This window comes from Streptomyces sp. NPDC058812 (assembly GCF_042744565.1).
Classification (GTDB): Bacteria; Actinomycetota; Actinomycetes; order Streptomycetales; family Streptomycetaceae; genus Streptomyces; species Streptomyces thinghirensis.
Genome location: NZ_JBHYOB010000004.1, coordinates 409868 through 427542, shown reverse-complemented (window position 1 = coordinate 427542; position 17675 = coordinate 409868). Strand labels below are relative to the sequence as shown.

Genomic DNA, 17675 nt, shown 5'->3' with positions numbered 1-17675 from the left:
CGGTCGCGGGGCCCCTGGCCTTGGCAGACTGGACGCGTGCCCCGGACTGTTCTGCTCGCCGAAGACGACCGCGCGATCCGGCACGCCCTGGAGCGCGCCCTCACCCTGGAGGGCTACCGGGTCACCGCGGTCGCCGACGGCACCGAGGCGCTGGCGCGGGCCCACAGCGGCCGGCCGGACGTGCTCGTGCTGGACGTGATGATGCCGGGCATCGACGGCCTCCAGGTCTGCCGGGAACTGCGCGCCGAGGGCGATGCCACGCCGATCCTGATGCTGACGGCGCTGGTGGAGACCGCCGACCGGATCGCGGGCCTGGACGCGGGCGCCGACGACTACGTGGTGAAGCCCTTCGACGTCGAGGAGGTCTTCGCCCGCCTGCGCGCCCTGCTGCGCCGCACCGACCGTGAGGAGGCGGGCACCCCGGACGCCTCCGCCCCCGCCTCCGCCGCGGCCGACGCGCCGGAGGAGCCGGACGCCGCCCGCTACCTGGAGGCGGCCGGGCTGCGCATGGATCCGCGGGCCCGCCGTGCCTGGCGGGGCGGGCGCGAACTGGAGCTGACCCGCACCGAGTTCGAGCTGCTGGAGCTGCTGGTCCGCAACGTCGGCATCGTGCTCGACCACTCCACCATCTACGACCGTATCTGGGGCTACGACTTCGGTCCCGGCTCCAAGAACCTCGCCGTCTACGTCGGCTACCTGCGTCGCAAGCTCGACCAGCCGGGCGCGCCGCAGCTGATCCAGACCGTGCGCGGCGTGGGTTACGTGCTGCGGGAGGACTGAGTGGGCCCCTCCCCGCTCGGGCGCCGGCCCCGGCTGCTGTCGCTGCGGACGACGTTCGCGGTGTCGTTCGCGACGGTCACCGCCGTGGTCACGGTCCTCGTCGGAGTGCTGTCGTACAACGCCGCGGCCCGGCTGGTCCGGGTGGATCAGGAGTCCGTCTTCGCGCAGGTCGTGCAGGACCTGCGGGCCGAGGTGCGCGAGCGGCGGCTGTCGCCCGGCGACTTCTCCTCCTCCGCGCCCGGCCACGACATCGTGCGCCCGGCCCGTACGGATGTGCAGGTGCTCGGACCGGACGGCAAGGTGTCCGACCCGGCCGGTCCGCCGCTGCCGGTCACCGACGCCGACCGGCGGACCGCGCACGCCGCCGTGGCCGGGCGGACGGTCCAGCACGAGGACGTCGGGGTCGGGCGGGACGTCTTCCGGGTCGCCACCGTGTCGCTGGGCGGTGGCCGGGGCGCGGTGCAGGTGGCGCAGGAGTTCAGCGACACCGAGGACCTGCTGCGGGCGCTGCAGCGGCGGACGCTGCTGCTGATGGCCGCGGTGGTGACGGCCGCCGGGCTGTTCGGCTGGTGGCTGGCGCGGCGCATCACCCGGCGGCTGGTGCTCCTGACCTCCGCCGCCGAGGACGTGGCCCGCACCCGCCGGCTGGGCGTCCAGGTGCCGGTCACCGGGCCCGACGAGGTGGGCCGCCTCGGCCGCGCCATCGATCTGATGCTGGTCCGCCTCGCCCAGTCGGAGGAGGACCAGCGGCGGCTGGTCCAGGACGCGGGGCACGAGCTGCGGACGCCGCTCACCTCACTGCGGACCAACATCTCGCTGCTGCGCCGGATCGACGAGCTGCCGTCCGGCGCCCGCGAGGAACTGGTCGCGGACCTGGGCCAGGAGGCCCGCGAGCTGACCGACCTGGTCAACGAACTGGTCGAGCTGGCGGCCGGGCAGTCCGCCGGGGAGCCCCCGCAGCGGGTCGACCTGGCGCGGGTCGCGCGCGACGTGGCGAGCCTGGCCCGGCGCCGCACCGGGCGGGAGATCGGCGTGAGCGTCCGCGGCGAGACGGTGACGGAAGGCCGGCCCGCCATGCTGACCCGTGCGCTGTCCAACCTGGTGGAGAACGCCGCCAAGTTCGACCCGGGCGGCACCGGACCCATCGAGGTGGCCGTCGCCGGGCCCGCCCTGGAGGGCCCGATCCGCGTCGAGGTCCGCGACCGCGGTCCGGGCATCGCCGAAGCCGACCTGACCCGGGTCTTCGACCGCTTCTTCCGCACCGCCGACGCCCGTTCGCGGCCCGGTTCCGGCCTCGGCCTGTCCATCGTGCGGGAGGTGGCGCTGGCGCACGGGGGAGCGCCGTTCGCCTTCCGGCGGGACGGGGGCGGGTCGGTGATCGGGTTCACGGTGGGCGGAGGGGGCGCGGAGGAGGGGGACGACGGGCGTACGTAGCGTCCCACCGGGCGCGTGAGGGGTCCGGAAGCGGTCCGGAAGCGGTCCGGAAGCGGTGCGGAAGCGGGTGCGCGGCCGGCACCGGAAGGAAGGCCGCTGATGCCCGCTGACGTCCGCTGATGCCCTGGGGCAGGACGACGTCGGGGTGGGTTTCCTCACCTCTCCTCGGCCGGGGCCTTGCCGAGGCCGTCGCCCGGCACCGGGCCCGGCAGGTCCATGAGCGCGAGTTCGGCCGGGTCGACCACAGCGGTGATCGCGGTGATGCGGCCGTCGGCGACGGTGAAGTCGAGGAGGGAGAGCGGAGTGCCGTCCGCGCTCCAGGAGATGACGCCGGGGCGGCCGTCGACGGTCGCCGCATGTGCTCGTGCCCCGCCGCGGGCCAGGCGCGCGCGGGTGGCGACTTCGGTGGCGCCGATCGTGACGAACCGACCGGCCGGGGTGTGGACGGTGAACTCCACTTCGGGGTGGAGAACCTGCAGCAGCCGCTCGAACCGACCGTCGCGGGCCGCGGCCAGGAACGCCTGGACCACCTCGCGTTGCTGTCGTCCGGCGCTCGCCGGCTGCTGGGCGGTCTGTACTTTCCTGCGGGCGCGGCTGGTGAGCATCTTGGTCGCGTCGGCGGACTTGCCGAGAATCGTGCCTATCTCCCTGTGGGGCACGGCGAACACGTCGTGCAGCACGAAAGCCAGTCGTTCGTCCGGGCGCAGCGAGTCGAGGACCGTGCGGAGCGCGAGGCCGACGGAGTCACCGAGCGCCACGAGGTCGTCCGGTGCAGGGGCGTCGTCGAGCGTCACGGTGGATTCGGGCAGCCGGTCGTCGAGGGCGACCTCCGGGCGGGTCCGGCCGGACCGCAGGACATCGAGGCTGATGCGGCCGACCACGGTGGTCAGCCAGCCGCCGAGGTTGTCGATGGTGCCGGTGTCCTGGCGGGAGAGGCGCAGCCACGCCTCTTGGACCACGTCCTCCGCGTCGGCGTGTGATCCGAGGATGCGGTGGGCGACGGCTCGGAGCCGGTCGCGGTGGGACTCGAAGTCATCGACGCTCGGATCCAGGGGGTGGGCGTCGGCCATGTCGTTACCTTCCTGGGAGCTGCTCCGTCGTAGGGGTGACGGGCACCAGCCCCGGAACGTAACCCCGATCAAGGAGCACGCTCAGATGGAGAACCGGCTCAAGAACAAGAACACGAACAACCCCGATGTGTGGACCGCGATCCAACACCTCCACAAGGCGATCGCCGCCGGGGGCGTCGACCCGAAGCTGCTCGCGCTGCTCCACCTGCGCGCCAGCCAGATCAACGGCTGCTCGGCGTGCGTCCACGCCAGTGTCGCAGGAGGGAAGAAGGCGGGGGAGACCGACGAGCGGCTGCACAACGTAGCGGCGTGGCGTGAGGCGCCGTTCTACACCGATGCGGAGCGCGCGGCACTGGCGCTGGCCGAGGGCGCCACCCGGCTGCAGGATGGTGCGCAGGGCGTCACCGACGAGATCTGGGAAGAGGTCAACGCCCATTTCACCGAGGAGGAGATCGGCGCGATCAACCTGGAGATCGCGCTGACCAACTTCTTCAACCGGCTCAACCGCACCGTCAAGGAACCGGCCGGCCAGACCTGGGGCTGAGTCCGCGCGGCTCCTGCCCGCGAACAGGCTGGGAGACGGCGAAACGGGCCCGGCTCACCGAGGCGCGAGGTGAGCACGGACCCGTTCGTGGTCGGTCAGACGGTGGTCTTCACCGAGTCCTGGTCTTCGTCGTCGCCTCCGGTGCTCCCACCGGCGTTCCTGGCGCGGACGTACTCCAGGAAGGTGTTGAGTTCGCGCTTGACGAGGGGGGCGAGGAGGTAGAGGCCGATGATGTTGATGACGGCGAGGGAGAAGAGGACCGCGTCGGCCAGGTCGATCAGGGTCTGCAGCGTCAGCAGCGAGCCCGCGATGGCGAAGACGGTGTAGATGACCTTGTACGTCACCTCGCTGGTCCGGCTGCGGCCGAAGAGGTACGTCCACGCCTTGAGGCCGTAGTAGCCCCAGGTCAGCACCGTGGAGACCGCGAACAGCAGCACCGCGACGGTCAGGATGTACGGGAACCAGGGCATGACCGTCTCGAAGGCGTCGGAGGTGATCGTGACGCCGCCGATGTCCTTGCCCAGGCTGTCCGGGTTGGCGATGACGATGGTCAGGGCCGTCATCGTGCAGATGACCACGGTGTCGATGAACGGCTCCAGCAGCGCGACCAGACCCTCACTGGCGGGGTGCTTGGTCTTGACCGCCGAGTGGGCGATCGGTGCGGAGCCGAGACCGGCCTCGTTGGAGAAGGCGGCCCGCTTGAAGCCGATGATCAGCGCGCCGAGCACACCGCCGGCGACCCCTTCGGGGTTGAACGCGCCCTCGACGATGGTGGCGACGGCGTCCGGGACGGCGGTGACGTTGACCAGGATCACGACCAGGCACGCGACGATGTAGATGCCGGCCATGGCGGGCACGAGCCTGCTGGTGACGTTGGCGATGGAGCGGATGCCGCCGAGGAGCACGATGCCGACGAGCGCGGCGATCAGGATGCCGAAGAACAGGGCGCCGGCGGAGGAGCCGAGCGCGCCGTCCTCGCCGCCGGTGACCGAGACCAGCTGCGCGTAGGACTGGTTGACCTGGAAGAGGTTGCCGCCGAAGAGGCCGAAGAAGAGGATCATGAAGGAGGCGAGGACCGCGAGGACCTTGCCGAGGGTCTTGCCGTTCTTGCCGAATCGCTCGGCGAGGCCCTTGGGGAGGTAGTGCATCGGGCCGCCGGAGACGGTGCCGTCCTCGTGCACCTCGCGGTACCTCACGCCGAGGGTGACCTCGACGAACTTGGTGGCCATGCCGAGCAGGCCGCACAGGATCATCCAGAACGTGGCGCCCGGACCGCCGATGGAGACGGCGACGGCCACACCCGCGATGTTGCCGAGGCCGACCGTGCCGGAGACGGCGGCGGTCAGCGCCTGGAAGTGGTTGACCTCGCCGGCCGACCCCTTCTCGTCGAACTTCCCTCGTACGACGTCCACGGCGAGCTTGAACTTGCGGACCTGGACGAATCCGAACCAGCCGGTGAAGACCAGACCGGCGACGACGAGCCAGGCGACGATGAGGGGCAGGTCGGTCCCGCCGACGGGGACGGCGTAGAAGACCACCTCCCCCAGCCACTTGGCTATGGGCTCGAAGAATCCGCTGACTGCTTCGTCTACGGACTGGGTGACGGAGTCGAGTGACACTTTGCTACCTCGATGACGCGGGGCTGGCGGGCTGGGGAGTCTCGCCGGGATGAGCGGTCTCTGAGTCTCTGAGCGAACGTCGTTGTCCGGTGGGCGAACCCGTGCGCACGGCCTGGTTTCGGACCGTGATCGTTCCGGGCGGTGATGCGTGTGCGGGCCGCCCCCTCCGCAGGACGACAGTCAGCCGATCCACCTGCGGAGTTGCGCTGTTCTACCACGTCTTTGCCGGACCTTTGGTGACGTATCTCACGTGACGGTTCGTGACCAGCGAAAGTCCCAGCAGGTGAGACCGGACCGTTATCCGGGGTGCGGGATACGTGTTATGGGCACGTATGTGCGGGCCCGGCCGGCGTCCCCGGGGGAGGGGGACGGGGCGACGCCCGCGGGGGCGCGCGGCGTACTGCCGTAGGTAGTTGCCGTAGGTGGCTGCCATAGGAAGCCCCTATAGCAGCCGCTTGAATTTCGTCTTTGCCTCCCATTCTTTTTCGAACGTACCGTGAAGCGACTCGACGAGGTGCGATTTCCCGTCGAGCGGGCGAATTCAGAATGCGAACGCAAAATTGAGAGGACTGGTGGGCGTGAACGCGATCGGGAAGGGATCCGAAACGCGAGAACTCGCGGGAAAGCGGGCCCTGGTGACAGGTGGTACTCGCGGAATCGGAGCGGCCGTCGTGCGCCGGCTCCTCGACGCGGGCGCGGAGGTGCTCACGACCGCCCGGTCGGCGACGAGCACGGTGCCGGAGGGAGCCACCTTCGTGGCGGCCGACGTGCGGACCCGGGCCGGAGCGGAGGCGCTCGCCGCGGCCGCGCAGGAGGTGTACGGGGGAGTGGACCTCCTGGTCCACAACGCGGGCGGGGCGCGACCGCACGAGAGCGCCTCGGTCATCCCGGACGAGGAGTGGCAGGACGCGCTGGACCTGAACTACCTGGCGTCGGTGCGGCTGGACTCGCTGCTGGCACCGGGGATGCGGGAACGGCGTTCGGGAGTGATCGTGCACGTCTCCTCGGCCGCGGTGCCCCTCGCGCCACCGCCGTTCCTGCACTACACGGCGGCGAAGGCGGCACTGGAGAACTACAGCCGGGGTCTGGCCGCGGAGCTGGCCCCGTTCGGAGTCCGGGTCAACACCGTGACCCCCGGCAGAGTCGCCACTCCCGGCGGCGAACAGACGCGGGAGCAGTGGGCGCGCCTGGACCCGTCGCAGGGCGGGAACAGCACCGCCGTGCCGCTGGGGCGCGATGGTCAGCCCGACGACATCGCCCACGCGGTGCTGTTCCTCATGTCCGACCGGGCGAGCTGGCTGACCGGAAGTAATCTCGTCGTGGACGGCGGTGAATTCCCCAGGGGGTGACGCCGAATTCGGGGCGCCCGTCTCTTTCCCGCCGTCTCTTTCCCACCGTCTCCTTTCCGCCGTCCCTTCCCGCCGTCAGGAAACCGGTGAGAAGAAAGCGGATTTGTGCCAGGTCTCCTGACGCAGGAGTTCGAGCAGGGCCGTCTCCGCCGGGCCCGCGCCGTGCCGGAGCGCGGCGACGACGGGCTGGGACACGAGCGGGAACACCGGGCGCACGAGGTGATCGTGGCCGTGGGGCACGGCGGAGGCCGGAACGAGCGTCACCCCCAGCCCGTGGGCGGCCCAGCGCACGGCCGTCGCCGTCTGGGACACGCGGGCGACGGTGGTCGGAGTCAGCTCGTTGTCCCGCAGCACGTCCCGCAGCACGCCGTCGAGCGCGCTGTCGCGGTCGAACCTCACCCACGGCTCCCCTTCCAGTTCCCACAGCTCGACCCGGTCCGCGGCGAGCAGCCGGTGCCCGGCGCCCAGCACCACGACGAACTCCTCGTCGCCGAGGTGGTGGGCGTCGGCGGCACCCTCCTCGCACGGCGCGGCGACCAGGGCGAGGTCCACCACGCCCCGGCGCCCCAGCCGCTCCAGTTCGGCGCGGTTCGGCTCCTCGAAGACGGTGACCTCCAGCCGCGGGAACCGGCGCCGCAGCGCGCCCAGGGCGCCCGGCAACTGCCGCGTGCCCAGGCCCTCCTGCGCCGCGACCACCAGCTCGCCCACCAGCTCACCGGCCCCGGCCCGCGCGGTCGCCCTCGCCCGCCGCGACGCGCTCACCGCGATCTCCGCCTCCCGCAGGAACGCGCGGCCGACCACCGTGGGCACCAGACCGGTGGGCGTGCGGCTGAACAGTTCGACTCCGAGGTCCCGTTCCAGACCGCGGATCTGCTGGGACACCGACGGCTGAGCGACGTGCAGCAACTCCGCCGCCGCCGTCACCGAGCCCTCCTCGGCAACGGCCAGGGCGTACTCGTACTGACGAAGGCTCATCGGCTCCGGTCCCCTCCCTGCGGTGGACCGCGGTGCCGTGGTCCGCGGTCCATCCCGTGCGGTGATGAGTCCCACAACACGGGAGGAGGTGCCTTTACTCCTTTGGTCAGTGCGTCGATGCGGGCCTGGCGCGTTCCGCGACGTCACTTGCCTTACTTGCCCTTGCCGCGCAGCAGGAGCGCCCCGCAGAGGCCGCCGAGCACGAACATGATGAGGAGCGCCAGGTACAGGGGCATGGTGACCACGGGCACCACGAGCCGGATCCTGACCTCTCGGGTGTTCTCGGCGATGAGGACGATCGCGAGGGCGGCGAGGACCAGCACGGTGATCCGGGACGGGGTCAGGGCGGAGCCGCGTCCGGCGCTCTTGTGCCCATCGGCCCGGCCGGGCGGCTCCCGGGTGTCCTCTCGGCTCATGGTGCCAGGATCGGCGTGATCGGCCCGTGAGGCTCCGGTGGGTACGGCCACTCGGGTGACCGGCTGGACGGTCGGGCCGCCGTCAGTCGCGCCTGGACTGTCGCACGCTGCACGTGTCGGTGTCCGCCGGACACCAGTGGGTCCGGCCGCCCACGAGGTGGAGTTCGAGGTCGGCGTCGCGCATGCCGTGGGCGTCGAGCGCCTCGCGCAGGGCGGCGGGGGCGGGGTGCGGGGGCAGGCCGAGTACGCCGATGACGACGATGCCGTTGCGTGCCTCGACGGAGGCGATCTGCCACCTGCCCGTGGCGGCCCAGCGTTCGGCGACCGGCTCGGCCTCGGCGGCCAGCCAGCGGTCGCGGGCGACGCTGATCGTGCCGGTGGTGAGGGGGACGGCGACGAGCAGCAGGACGCAGGTCACCGCGGCCAGTGTGCGCCCACGGAAGCGGCCCACGTGGAGTGCCGCTTCCTCGGCCCCCGTGCGCACTCCGTAGCGCAGGAAGACGATCGTGCCGGTGGCGACGATCGCGGCGACGTTGGTGACGAAGAGCAGGGCCGACTCACCGGCGTCGTGGTAGCGGTGCACCGTGAGCAGCAGGCCGGTGACGGCCAGGGGCGGCACCAGTGAGATGGCGATCGCGACCCCGGGCAGGGCGTCGGAGATGTCGGCGCGTACGAGGGCGAATGCGCCGACCGTGCCCGTGGCCAGGGCGGCGAGCAGGTCGATGAGGCGGGGGCTGATGCGGGAGGACACCTGGCTGTTGGAGGCGAAGGCGTCCGGCGGGGAGACGATCCAGCCGAGCAGCATGCCGATCACCACGACGGTCAGCGCGCCGCCGAGTACCAGGAGCACGCTGCGGATCATCTGGTGGCGGTCGGCCAGCACCAGGGCGAGGGCACAGCCGAGGATCGGCGTCATCAGCGGTGCGACGATCATCGCGCCGATCACGGTGGCGCTGGAGTCGCCGACCACGCCGGCACTCGCGATGACGGCGGCGAGGACGAGCAGCCCCCAGAAGCGGGTCGAACCGGGGCTGCGCAGGTCGCGTTCGATGAACAGGGTGCCGGTCATCCGCCGGGCCGCGACGGCGTCGACGCGCGCCATGCCGGGTGCCCTCCTATCTGGCGCGGTCGGGGCGGTAGGCCGCGAGCGCCCAGATGACGAACACGTGGAGCGCCATCAGGACGAAGGACCATACGGGGGCGTACGGCAGGAACAGGAACTGCGCCACCAGGCCGAGCGCGGCCAGCGCGATGCCCGTGACGCGGGCCCAGGTCCGGCCGCCGAGGATGCCACAGCCGATGGCCACGGCGATGAGGCCCAGGACGAGCAGGATCCAGCCCCAGCCGGTGAGGCTGATCCGGTAGATGTAGCTGTCGAGACGGGCGTAGACGTCGTCCTCGGCGATCGCCGAGATGCCCTGGAAGACGTAGAGCACTCCGTTGACCAGCATGAGGATGCCCGCCAGAGCGATGCCGCCGGTGACCCAGGCGCTGTTGCCGGGAGGGCCGGAGGGCGTCGCGTACCGCTGCGCCGTGGACGGCTCGTCGCTCATGGTCGTACCCCTTCGGTCCGACGACCCGGAGGCCGCAGCCTGCCTCGACCCTGGCAGGCACCGTCGGCCGGTCACCACAGGGCCTGCGCCGTACGGGTGAAGGCGGTTCGCCGACACACCGCGTCACCGCGAGTTCGCGTCAGGGGGTGACGACGGCGAAGTCGGGGTCCGGTGCGCTGAGGTGGCCGAGGAGTGCGGACAGCTTCGCCGGGTCGCCGGTGACCGTGACGCCTGCCTGGCCGGCCAGCTCGTCGGGGGCTGTGGCGCCGAGGAGGACCGCGCGCAGGGCGGCTTCGGCGAGGGTGATCTCGACGTCCGGGCCGTCCGCGTCGAGTCCGTCGCCGGTGGTGTGGGTGAGAACGCCGTTGCGCAGTCGGAGGACGACGGAGCCCGCGTCCAGGAGGTTGAAGCGGACGGCGATGTCCGCGTCCCAGCTGCGTGGTCCGTCCACCCGGATGGCCAGCGAGTCGAAGGGGTGCTCCAGCGTCAGGGCGGCGAGCAGGTCGGGCGCGACGGTCGAGGTCGGCGTTCCGACCGGGCCTCGGCGCAGCTCCAGGGCGCCCATCAGGTAGGAGTTCCGCCAGGTCCCGTTCTCACTGCCGTAGCCGAGCTGCTCCAGGGCGTCGGCCTGGAGCTGCCGGGCCCGCGCGTGGTGCGGGTCGGCGAACAGGACGTGGTTGACGACCCGGGCCACCCACCGGGAGTCGCCCGCGGCGAAGGACTGCTCGGCGCGCCGCAGGACCTCGTCCGAGCCGCCCATGAACTCGACGTACCGCCGCGCCGCCGCCGGCGGGTGCTCCCACAGGTGGGCCGGATTGCCGTCGAACCAGCCCAGATACCGCTGGTAGACGGCCTTGGTGTTGTGGCTGACCGAGCCGTAGCCGTGGGTGTGCCAGGCCCGCTCCAGGGCCGGGGGCATCTCGATCTCCTCGGCGATCTCCAGCGCCGTCATGCCCTGGTTGAGCATGCGCAGCGTCTGGTCGTGCAGGTAGGCGTACAGGTCGCGCTGTTCGGACAGGAACGCCAGGACGTGGTCGCGGCCCCGGACCGGCCAGTGGTGGGAGGCGAAGGCGACGTCCGAGGTGTCGACGAAGAGCGTGATCGCCTCGGTCGGGTAGCGGGCCCACACCCGCGGGTCGCGGACCTGGGCGCCGCGCAGGGTCAGCAGATTGTGCAGGTTGTGGGTGGCGTTCTCCGCCATGCACAGCGCGGCGTGGTCGGGGAAGTGGATGTTCAGCTCCGCCGGGGCCTCGGTGCCGGGCGTGCGCTGGAAGACCATGCGGATGCCGTCGACCGTCTCCGTCTGCCCGGTGCGGGTGATGTCCAGCGTCGGCGGGATCAGACCGACCGTGCCGGTGGAGAGGGTCTGCCCGAGTCCCGCGCCGATCTGCCCGCGCTCGCCTTTCGGGAGGGCGGCGCCGTACATGTAGGCGGCGCGGCGGTTCATCGCCGTCCCCGCGTAGACGTTCTCGCTGACGGCGTGTTCCAGGAAGCCGTCGGGCGCGATCACCGGGACGCCGGCCGCGACGTCCTCGTCGGTGATGACGCCGCGTACGCCGCCGAAGTGGTCGGCGTGGCTGTGGGTGTAGAGCACGCCGGTGACGGGCCGGTCACCGCGGTGGGCGCGGTAGAGGGCGAGGCCCGCGGCAGCGGTCTCGGCACACAGCAGCGGGTCGATGACGAAGACGCCCCGCTCGCCCTCCACCAGGGTCATGTTCGACAGATCGAAACCGCGAACCTGGTAGATGCCTTCGACGACCTCGAACAAGCCGCGTCGGCGGCCAGTCCGCTCTGCCGCCACAGACTCGGATTCGCCGTGTCCGGGCACTCCTGCTCAAGGAACCCGTACGCGTCGAGGTCCCACACCACGCCGCCGTCGGCGGAGCGGATCAGGTTCTCGCCCGCGGTGCCCATGAAACCGCGCCGAGCGTCCTAGAGGTCCCGCGTGTCGGCGAAGGGGAAACGGTCCCGGACCGCCTTGTTGGCTTCCGCGATCACCGGCTCGGCGGGCTTGGACGCCGTGTTCCGGAGCATCGGCATCTCCCTCGCGGACGGCGTGCGGAGGCCGTCGGTACGCGCGGCCACTGCCACTGTCACCCGCCGGGTCGGCCCGGACCACCGGTTGTACGCCGTCAGAGGGAAGGCGTGCGTGCGCGGGCGGCCGCGCCGCCTCACCCGAGCGGTCCTCGTCGGCTCGCACGGACGCCGTGGCCGATCTGCCGACCCGGCACCGGGTGCGCCGAGCGGGCAGACGAGGGCGAGCGTGTCCCCGGTCACCGCCCCGGCGCGGCACCAGGCAGTGGCCCCCCGGCCGCGACCACGACCACCGCACACGGGTCAGCGGGCGGGAGCCACACGCACCTCCACCCGGGCGCGGGTGCCCCAGCTGCCGATCTGCCAGCACGTCGCCACGGCGTACAGGTACAGGGGGCGGAGCACCATCAGCCGCCACAGCCCGGCCACGGGGGAGAGGGCGAACATGAGGACCTGGTGGCCCAGCGTCTCGTCGGTTCTCCGGATGGCGAACAGGCGCAGGCTGACGAGATAGTTCATGGCGCAGCCAAGGATCAGCGTGTACCAGGCCAGCGGCCCCGACTGCTCACGCAGCTGCGGGTCGGCGAGCACAGCGACGGGCACGAGCAGGGCCAGGACGAGGTGGGCGTACTCGACCACGGGCATCCAGAAGGCCAGTGAGCGCACCGGCATGTGACGCAGCCACCACAGGTGTCGCACGGTGGTACCGCGCATCCAGCGAAGCTGCTGACGGAAGTAGTGCCGCGCCCTGTCCGGAACGAGGGTGAAGCACACGGCGGACGGCTGGTGCACCGTCCTGCCCTCCAGGCGCGCGTACATGGTCAGCATCGAGTCGTCGTTCATCTGCATCGGAACACCGCGGAAGGTCTCCCGCTCGTAGACGCCGGCATGCTCGCGCACGACGTCGGCACGGTAGAAGGCGAGCGTGCCGGAGTTGATCAGAACGGAGCCGAGCACCGACTGCGCGCTGCGCAGGCCCCGGGTGAAGGGGACGTACAGCACCGTGGTGAGCCGGGTCAGGATGTTGGTCTTCACGTTGAGCGGGACGACGAGTCCCGCGACGGACTTCACCCGCGGATCGGCGAACGGCTTCAACCCTTCCGCCACCGCGTGCTCGTCGAGAACGGAGTCGCTGTCGAGGGTGACGAAGACATCGGCGTCGTCCTCGCTCAGGACGTGCATCTGAGCCCACCGCTTGCCGCGGTTGGGGGTCCGGTCCCAGGTCGCTTCGATGCCGAGCCCTTTGGCGCGGCGGAGGAGATGGTCACGTTCGGCGTCGTAGAGCAGTGGTTCGCCCGTCACGCCGTCGACAGAGCCGTCGTCGACGACACGCACCCGCTGCACACGGCGGGACTGGGCGAACACGGACTCCAGGCAGGCGCGGAGCGCATGAGGGTCCTCGTTGTAGACGGGGATCTGGACGGTCACCCGTAGCGCGTCGATGCCTGGCCGCTCGGGTTCCGTGACGGTGGCCGGACGCTCCAGCCAGCACATGGGCAGCCACCACAGCAGGAGGAAGGACACCAGCCAGACGAAACCCAGGCCCGGATCGGTGCCGTCGCGCCACACGGTGAGCTGAAGCAGATGCCAGGTGGCCCAGCCGACGACGACCGCGAAGGGCAACCCGCCGAGCGCGCCCTTTCCGCCCACGCGGACATACCGTGCCCCAGGCAGACGAAGTCGGGCCTCAGCCGCCCGGGCGCAGGAGGCCCGATCGCTACGCCTCATTCGCGCTCTTGCCTCGCCGGAACGTGGCCCGGACCAGGAGCGCGCCCGCGAGCGTGAGGGCGAAGGCGACGGCCACCAGCCAGGTCTGGCCCAGTGCGATACCGAAGAGGGACAGGCCGGAACCTGTCGTGGCCAGTTCGTTGTAGGTCATGCCGCAACCTCTCAGTAAGGGGGCTTTTGCGGCATACGATACAAATATGTGTTGATTTGATCGGGTAGGCGTGGGAAGTGTCGCGTCACGAGCAGGGATGCCCGGCGTCCTGATGGGCGAGGCCCGAAGACCCCGCCCACGACCATCGGACCCCGACCCAGGGCCGCACCAGGCAGTACGGCTGACGCCCCGCCTCATGCGGCCGGTGCGAGAAGTCCTGCCTCGCGTACTCCGTTGCCGGTAGCCGAGGTCACGCCTCCCGCTTCGCGTCGATCTCGGCGATGAGGGCCTCGACGCGCGTCTTGATCTCGTCGCGGATGGGGCGGACGGCCTCGACGCCCTTGCCGGCCGGGTCCTCCAGGGCCCAGTCGAGGTACCTCTTGCCGGGGAAGATCGGGCAGGCGTCGCCGCAGCCCATGGTGATGACGTAGTCGGACGCCTGGACGGCCTCGGTGGTGAGGATCTTCGGTCTGGCGCCGGTGATGTCGACGCCGACTTCCTTCATCGCCTCGACAGCGGCCGGGTTGACCTGGTCGCCGGGGACGGAGCCGGCGGAGCGGACCTCGACGCGGTCGCCCGCGAGGTGCTGGAGGAATCCGGCGGCCATCTGGGAGCGGCCGGCGTTGTGGACGCAGACGAAGAGCACGGAGGCGAGCGGAGCGGAGGACATGCGTTCTTCCTTCACGAAGTGGTGGCAGGTGCTGAGGGGTTTCAGGTGCTCGGCAGGCCGGCGAGGAGGTCGGAGATCCGATGGTCGGTGTCGTCGCGGATTCGGCGGACGGCTCCGAGCGCGGCGCCCTCGGGGTCGGCCACCGGCCAGTCCGGGTAACAGCGGCCGGACACGATCGGGCAGGCGTCCCCGCACCCTCTGGTGATCACGATGTCGGCGGCCCGCACGACCTCGTCGGTCAGCGGCTTGGGAAATGCCCCGGCCGGATCGGCGCCGGCCTCGATGAGGACCTGCGCGACGTGCGGCTCGGCCCCGGACCCTGGGTGGGTTCCCGCGGAGGAGACGGTGGCCCGGCCGGCCGCCCGATGCTGCGGCAGCGCGGCGGCGGGCTGGGAGCGGCCCGAGTTGTGGCTGCCCACGAACGGCACCCGCGGCGGCCCGATGCCCGGTGCGCCCTGGACGTGGGCGAGAGCGTCGAGGCGTTCGGCGCCGAAACGCTCGGCCGGTACCGCCAGGTGCGTGGTGACCTGCGCGGTGGCGGCCGGACGCCGGCAGGAGTCGGCGAGCAGGCGCTGCACGGTCTCGGCGGCGAAGCGACCGGCGTGCCGGGTGGCGAGGCGGGCCGTGCCGGCGGCAAGGCGCTCGTCGGGCAGGTCGGGAGCGGGAGCGGGAGCGGGAACGGGAGCGGGAACGGCGGACATGGAGAGACCCTTTCGACGGGCCCATGGGTCAGCCCCGGCTGGTATCAGTGTCGGGTGATGTGAGAGTATCAGCCCATGATGACGTCAGTCGACGCTGACCTGATCCGGGTGCTGGCCGACCCGCTCAGGCTCCGGATCGTGACCCTGCTCGCCCGCGAGACGCTGTGCACCACCCACCTCGTCGAGGAGACCGGTGCCCGGCAGACGAACCTCTCCAACCACCTCCGGGTGCTGCGCGAGGCCGGGGTCGTGGAGACCGAGCCGTGCGGCCGCTTCACGTACTACAAGCTGCGCCCCGACGTCATCGCCCAGCTCGCCGGGCAGTTCGCCGACCTGGCCGAACACGCCCGCACCGCCGCCGACAACAAGAGGGCCTGCCCGTGACCTCCACCGAGCCCACCGCCGCCTCCGCTCAGGCCGGGGGCGGGGACGACTCGATCGTCAGGAAACTCTCCACCCTCGACCGCTACCTGGCGGTGTGGATCCTCATCGCCATGGCCGTCGGCCTCGGCCTCGGCCGGGTCGTCCCAGGGCTGAACGACGCGCTGGCGAAGGTGGAGGTCGGCGGGATCTCCCTGCCGATCGCGCTCGGCCTGCTGGTCATGATGTATCCGGTCCTGGCGAAGGTCCGCTACGACAGGCTGGACGCCGTCACCGGCGACCGGAAGCTGATGATCTCCTCCCTGGTCATCAACTGGATCCTCGGGCCCGCGGTCATGTTCGCCCTGGCGTGGATCTTCCTGCCGGACCTGCCCGAGTACCGCACCGGGCTGATCATCGTCGGCCTGGCCCGCTGCATCGCCATGGTCATCATCTGGAACGACCTCGCCTGCGGCGACCGCGAGGCCGCGGCCGTGCTGGTCGCGCTCAACTCGGTTTTCCAGGTCCTGGCGTTCGGCCTGCTGGGCTGGTTCTACCTCGACCTGCTGCCCGGCTGGCTCGGCCTGGGCGACGGCGAGCACCTGGACATCTCCATGTGGGAGATCGCGCTGAACGTGGTCATCTTCCTCGGTGTCCCGCTGCTGGCCGGCTTCCTGACCCGACGGCTCGGCGAGAAGAAGATGGGCCGCGAGAGTTACGAGCAGCGCTTCCTGCCGAAGATCGGGCCGTGGGCGCTGTACGGGCTGCTGTTCACGATCGTCGTCCTCTTCGCCCTGCAGGGGAAGACGATCACCTCGCAGCCGCTGGACGTCGCCCGGATCGCGCTGCCGCTGCTGGTCTATTTCGCGGTCATGTTCTTCGGCACCTTCCTCCTCGGCAAGGGCCTGGGGCTCGCCTACGACCGCACCACCACCCTGGCGTTCACCGCGGCGGGCAACAACTTCGAGCTGGCCATCGCGGTCGCCATCGCCACCTTCGGCGTCACCTCCGGCCAGGCCCTGTCCGGCGTCGTCGGACCGCTCATCGAAGTCCCGGTGCTGATCGGCCTGGTCTACGTCGCGCTCGCCTGGCGCAGGAAGTTCGCCGCCGACGCGGTGACCACGGCCCCGTGACGCAGCGCGTGGACGTGGTGGTGGTCGGCGGCGGCCAGGCAGGGCTCGCCGCCGGCTACCACCTGCGTCGCCAGGGCCTCGACTGCACGATTCTCGACGCCGATCCGGCGCCGGGCGGGTCCTGGCAGCACATGTGGGACTCGCTGCACCTGTTCTCCCCGGCCGGCCGTTCCTCCCTGCCCGGCCGGCTCATGCCTGCCCAGCCCGGCGAGACCTACCCGGACGCCGGGCACGTGGTGGACTACCTCACCGACTACGAGAAGCGCTACGACCTGCCCGTCCAGCACGGCACCCGGGTCGACGCCGTGCACCGCGACGGGGACCGGCTCCGGGTGCAGGCCGACTCCGGCACCTGGCGGGCCCGCGCCGTCATCAGTGCCACCGGCACCTGGTCGCGGCCTTTCGTCCCCGCCCTCACGGGCAGCGGCGACTTCACCGGACGGCAGCTGCACACCGCGCACTACCGCCGTCCGGCCGACTTCGCCGGTCCGGGGGTCCCCCCGGCCGGAGGCCCAAGGAGCGTCCTCGTGGTCGGTGGAGGGAACTCCGGCGCCCAGATCGCCGCCGACCTCAGTCTGGACGGCCGCGTCGAGACGACGTGGGTGACCCGGCGTCCACCCCGCTTCCTCCCCGACGACATCGACGGCCGCGTCCTGTTCGACGTCGCCACCGCCCGCCGCCGCGCCCTCGACGAAGGCCGCGGCGACACCGGCGGAGTCGCCTCACTCGGAGACGTCGTCGCCGTCCCGCCCGTCCGCGCCGCTCGGGACGCCGGGCTCCTGAGAGCCCGGCCGATGTTCCGCCGGCTGACCGCCACCGGCGTCCAATGGGCGGACGGCAGCCGGTCGGAGGCGGACGTGATCGTCTGGGCCACCGGATTTCGGCCGGCCCTGGCTCACCTCGCCCCGCTCGGGCTGCGCGGCCCGCGTGGCCACGTCGAGACTGCCGGGACCCGAGCGGTCGGTGAGCCGCGCCTGCACCTGCTCGGCTACGGCGACTGGACCGGTCCCGCCTCCGCCACCCTCATCGGCGTGGGCCGCCCCGCCCGCGAGGCTGCCCACCAGATCGCGCGTCATCTGGACACCTGACCCCGCAACCGGCCGGTACGGCGCGCCGAGGCCGGCTGCTGGGCGTGCTGCCGCTTCCCTGGACGCCCTC

At 71.6% G+C, this 17675-nt stretch carries 17 protein-coding genes and 1 pseudogene; 7 read left to right on the top strand and 11 right to left on the bottom strand.

Going from position 1 to position 17675, the window contains the following annotated elements; translation table 11 throughout:
• Nucleotides 1-36 precede the first annotated feature (36 nt).
• A complete protein-coding gene (locus ACFW48_RS11570) occupies nt 37-780 on the top strand; it encodes a response regulator transcription factor (RefSeq protein ID WP_386312947.1) in 744 nt (247 codons plus the stop codon).
• On the top strand, nt 781-2214 hold the full coding sequence (locus ACFW48_RS11565) for an ATP-binding protein (RefSeq protein ID WP_386312944.1): 1434 nt from the start codon (nt 781-783) through the stop codon (nt 2212-2214).
• A gap of 155 nt (nt 2215-2369) precedes the next feature.
• On the opposite strand, the gene ACFW48_RS11560 is transcribed toward ACFW48_RS11565, so the two are convergent.
• Nucleotides 2370-3284 carry a sigma-70 family RNA polymerase sigma factor gene (locus ACFW48_RS11560; RefSeq protein WP_386312941.1) on the bottom strand — a complete coding sequence of 305 codons (915 nt, stop codon included), beginning with the start codon at nt 3282-3284 and terminating at the stop codon, nt 2370-2372.
• 85 nt (nt 3285-3369) lie between these two features.
• Between ACFW48_RS11560 and ACFW48_RS11555 the strand changes: the two genes are divergently transcribed.
• Nucleotides 3370-3828: a carboxymuconolactone decarboxylase family protein gene (locus ACFW48_RS11555; RefSeq protein WP_386312939.1), complete on the top strand. Its 459-nt coding sequence runs from the start codon at nt 3370-3372 to the stop codon at nt 3826-3828.
• Between the two features lie 95 nt (nt 3829-3923).
• Here the strand turns inward: ACFW48_RS11555 and ACFW48_RS11550 are convergent, their stop codons facing one another.
• The gene (locus ACFW48_RS11550) at nt 3924-5447 is read right to left on the bottom strand and encodes an alanine/glycine:cation symporter family protein (protein ID WP_386312936.1); all 1524 of its coding nucleotides are present in this window, start codon (nt 5445-5447) and stop codon (nt 3924-3926) included.
• A gap of 578 nt (nt 5448-6025) precedes the next feature.
• Between ACFW48_RS11550 and ACFW48_RS11545 the strand changes: the two genes are divergently transcribed.
• Nucleotides 6026-6796 carry an SDR family oxidoreductase gene (locus ACFW48_RS11545; RefSeq protein WP_386312933.1) on the top strand — a complete coding sequence of 257 codons (771 nt, stop codon included), beginning with the start codon at nt 6026-6028 and terminating at the stop codon, nt 6794-6796.
• Nucleotides 6797-6871: 75 nt separating this feature from the next.
• On the opposite strand, the gene ACFW48_RS11540 is transcribed toward ACFW48_RS11545, so the two are convergent.
• The 9 genes and pseudogenes from ACFW48_RS11540 to ACFW48_RS11500 form a co-directional block, all read right to left on the bottom strand.
• Nucleotides 6872-7771, bottom strand: a complete 900-nt coding sequence (locus ACFW48_RS11540) for a LysR family transcriptional regulator (RefSeq protein ID WP_386312930.1) — start codon at nt 7769-7771, stop codon at nt 6872-6874.
• 152 nt (nt 7772-7923) lie between these two features.
• Nucleotides 7924-8187, bottom strand: coding sequence for a DUF1049 domain-containing protein (locus tag ACFW48_RS11535; protein ID WP_386312928.1), 264 nt, complete (start codon nt 8185-8187; stop codon nt 7924-7926).
• Between the two features lie 82 nt (nt 8188-8269).
• Nucleotides 8270-9289, bottom strand: coding sequence for a DUF389 domain-containing protein (locus ACFW48_RS11530; protein WP_386312925.1), 1020 nt, complete (start codon nt 9287-9289; stop codon nt 8270-8272).
• A gap of 13 nt (nt 9290-9302) precedes the next feature.
• Nucleotides 9303-9740, bottom strand: coding sequence for a hypothetical protein (locus ACFW48_RS11525; RefSeq protein ID WP_386312922.1), 438 nt, complete (start codon nt 9738-9740; stop codon nt 9303-9305).
• Nucleotides 9741-9879: 139 nt separating this feature from the next.
• Nucleotides 9880-11654, bottom strand: a pseudogene (locus tag ACFW48_RS11520) (alkyl/aryl-sulfatase).
• 423 nt (nt 11655-12077) lie between these two features.
• Nucleotides 12078-13424: a glycosyltransferase gene (locus ACFW48_RS11515; protein ID WP_386312919.1), complete on the bottom strand. Its 1347-nt coding sequence runs from the start codon at nt 13422-13424 to the stop codon at nt 12078-12080.
• Between the two features lie 67 nt (nt 13425-13491).
• The gene (locus ACFW48_RS11510; protein WP_386312916.1) at nt 13492-13653 is read right to left on the bottom strand and encodes a hypothetical protein; all 162 of its coding nucleotides are present in this window, start codon (nt 13651-13653) and stop codon (nt 13492-13494) included.
• Between the two features lie 250 nt (nt 13654-13903).
• Nucleotides 13904-14323, bottom strand: a complete 420-nt coding sequence (locus ACFW48_RS11505) for an arsenate reductase ArsC (RefSeq protein ID WP_386312913.1) — start codon at nt 14321-14323, stop codon at nt 13904-13906.
• A gap of 41 nt (nt 14324-14364) precedes the next feature.
• The gene (locus ACFW48_RS11500) at nt 14365-15024 is read right to left on the bottom strand and encodes a low molecular weight phosphatase family protein (RefSeq protein WP_386312911.1); all 660 of its coding nucleotides are present in this window, start codon (nt 15022-15024) and stop codon (nt 14365-14367) included.
• A 75-nt stretch (nt 15025-15099) separates the two neighbouring features.
• On the opposite strand from ACFW48_RS11500, the gene ACFW48_RS11495 reads away from it, so the two are divergent.
• From ACFW48_RS11495 to ACFW48_RS11485, 3 genes are read left to right on the top strand one after another with little or no spacing between them, the layout of a single operon-like run.
• Entirely contained in the window at nt 15100-15408 is a 309-nt protein-coding gene (locus ACFW48_RS11495; protein ID WP_386312908.1) for an ArsR/SmtB family transcription factor, read from the top strand.
• Nucleotides 15405-16517, top strand: coding sequence for an ACR3 family arsenite efflux transporter (arsB, locus tag ACFW48_RS11490; RefSeq protein ID WP_386312906.1), 1113 nt, complete (start codon nt 15405-15407; stop codon nt 16515-16517). The genes ACFW48_RS11495 and arsB overlap by 4 nt, the downstream gene beginning before the upstream one ends.
• Entirely contained in the window at nt 16514-17605 is a 1092-nt protein-coding gene (locus ACFW48_RS11485; protein ID WP_386312903.1) for an ArsO family NAD(P)H-dependent flavin-containing monooxygenase, read from the top strand. Before arsB ends, ACFW48_RS11485 begins: the two co-directional genes overlap by 4 nt.
• Nucleotides 17606-17675 lie beyond the last annotated feature (70 nt).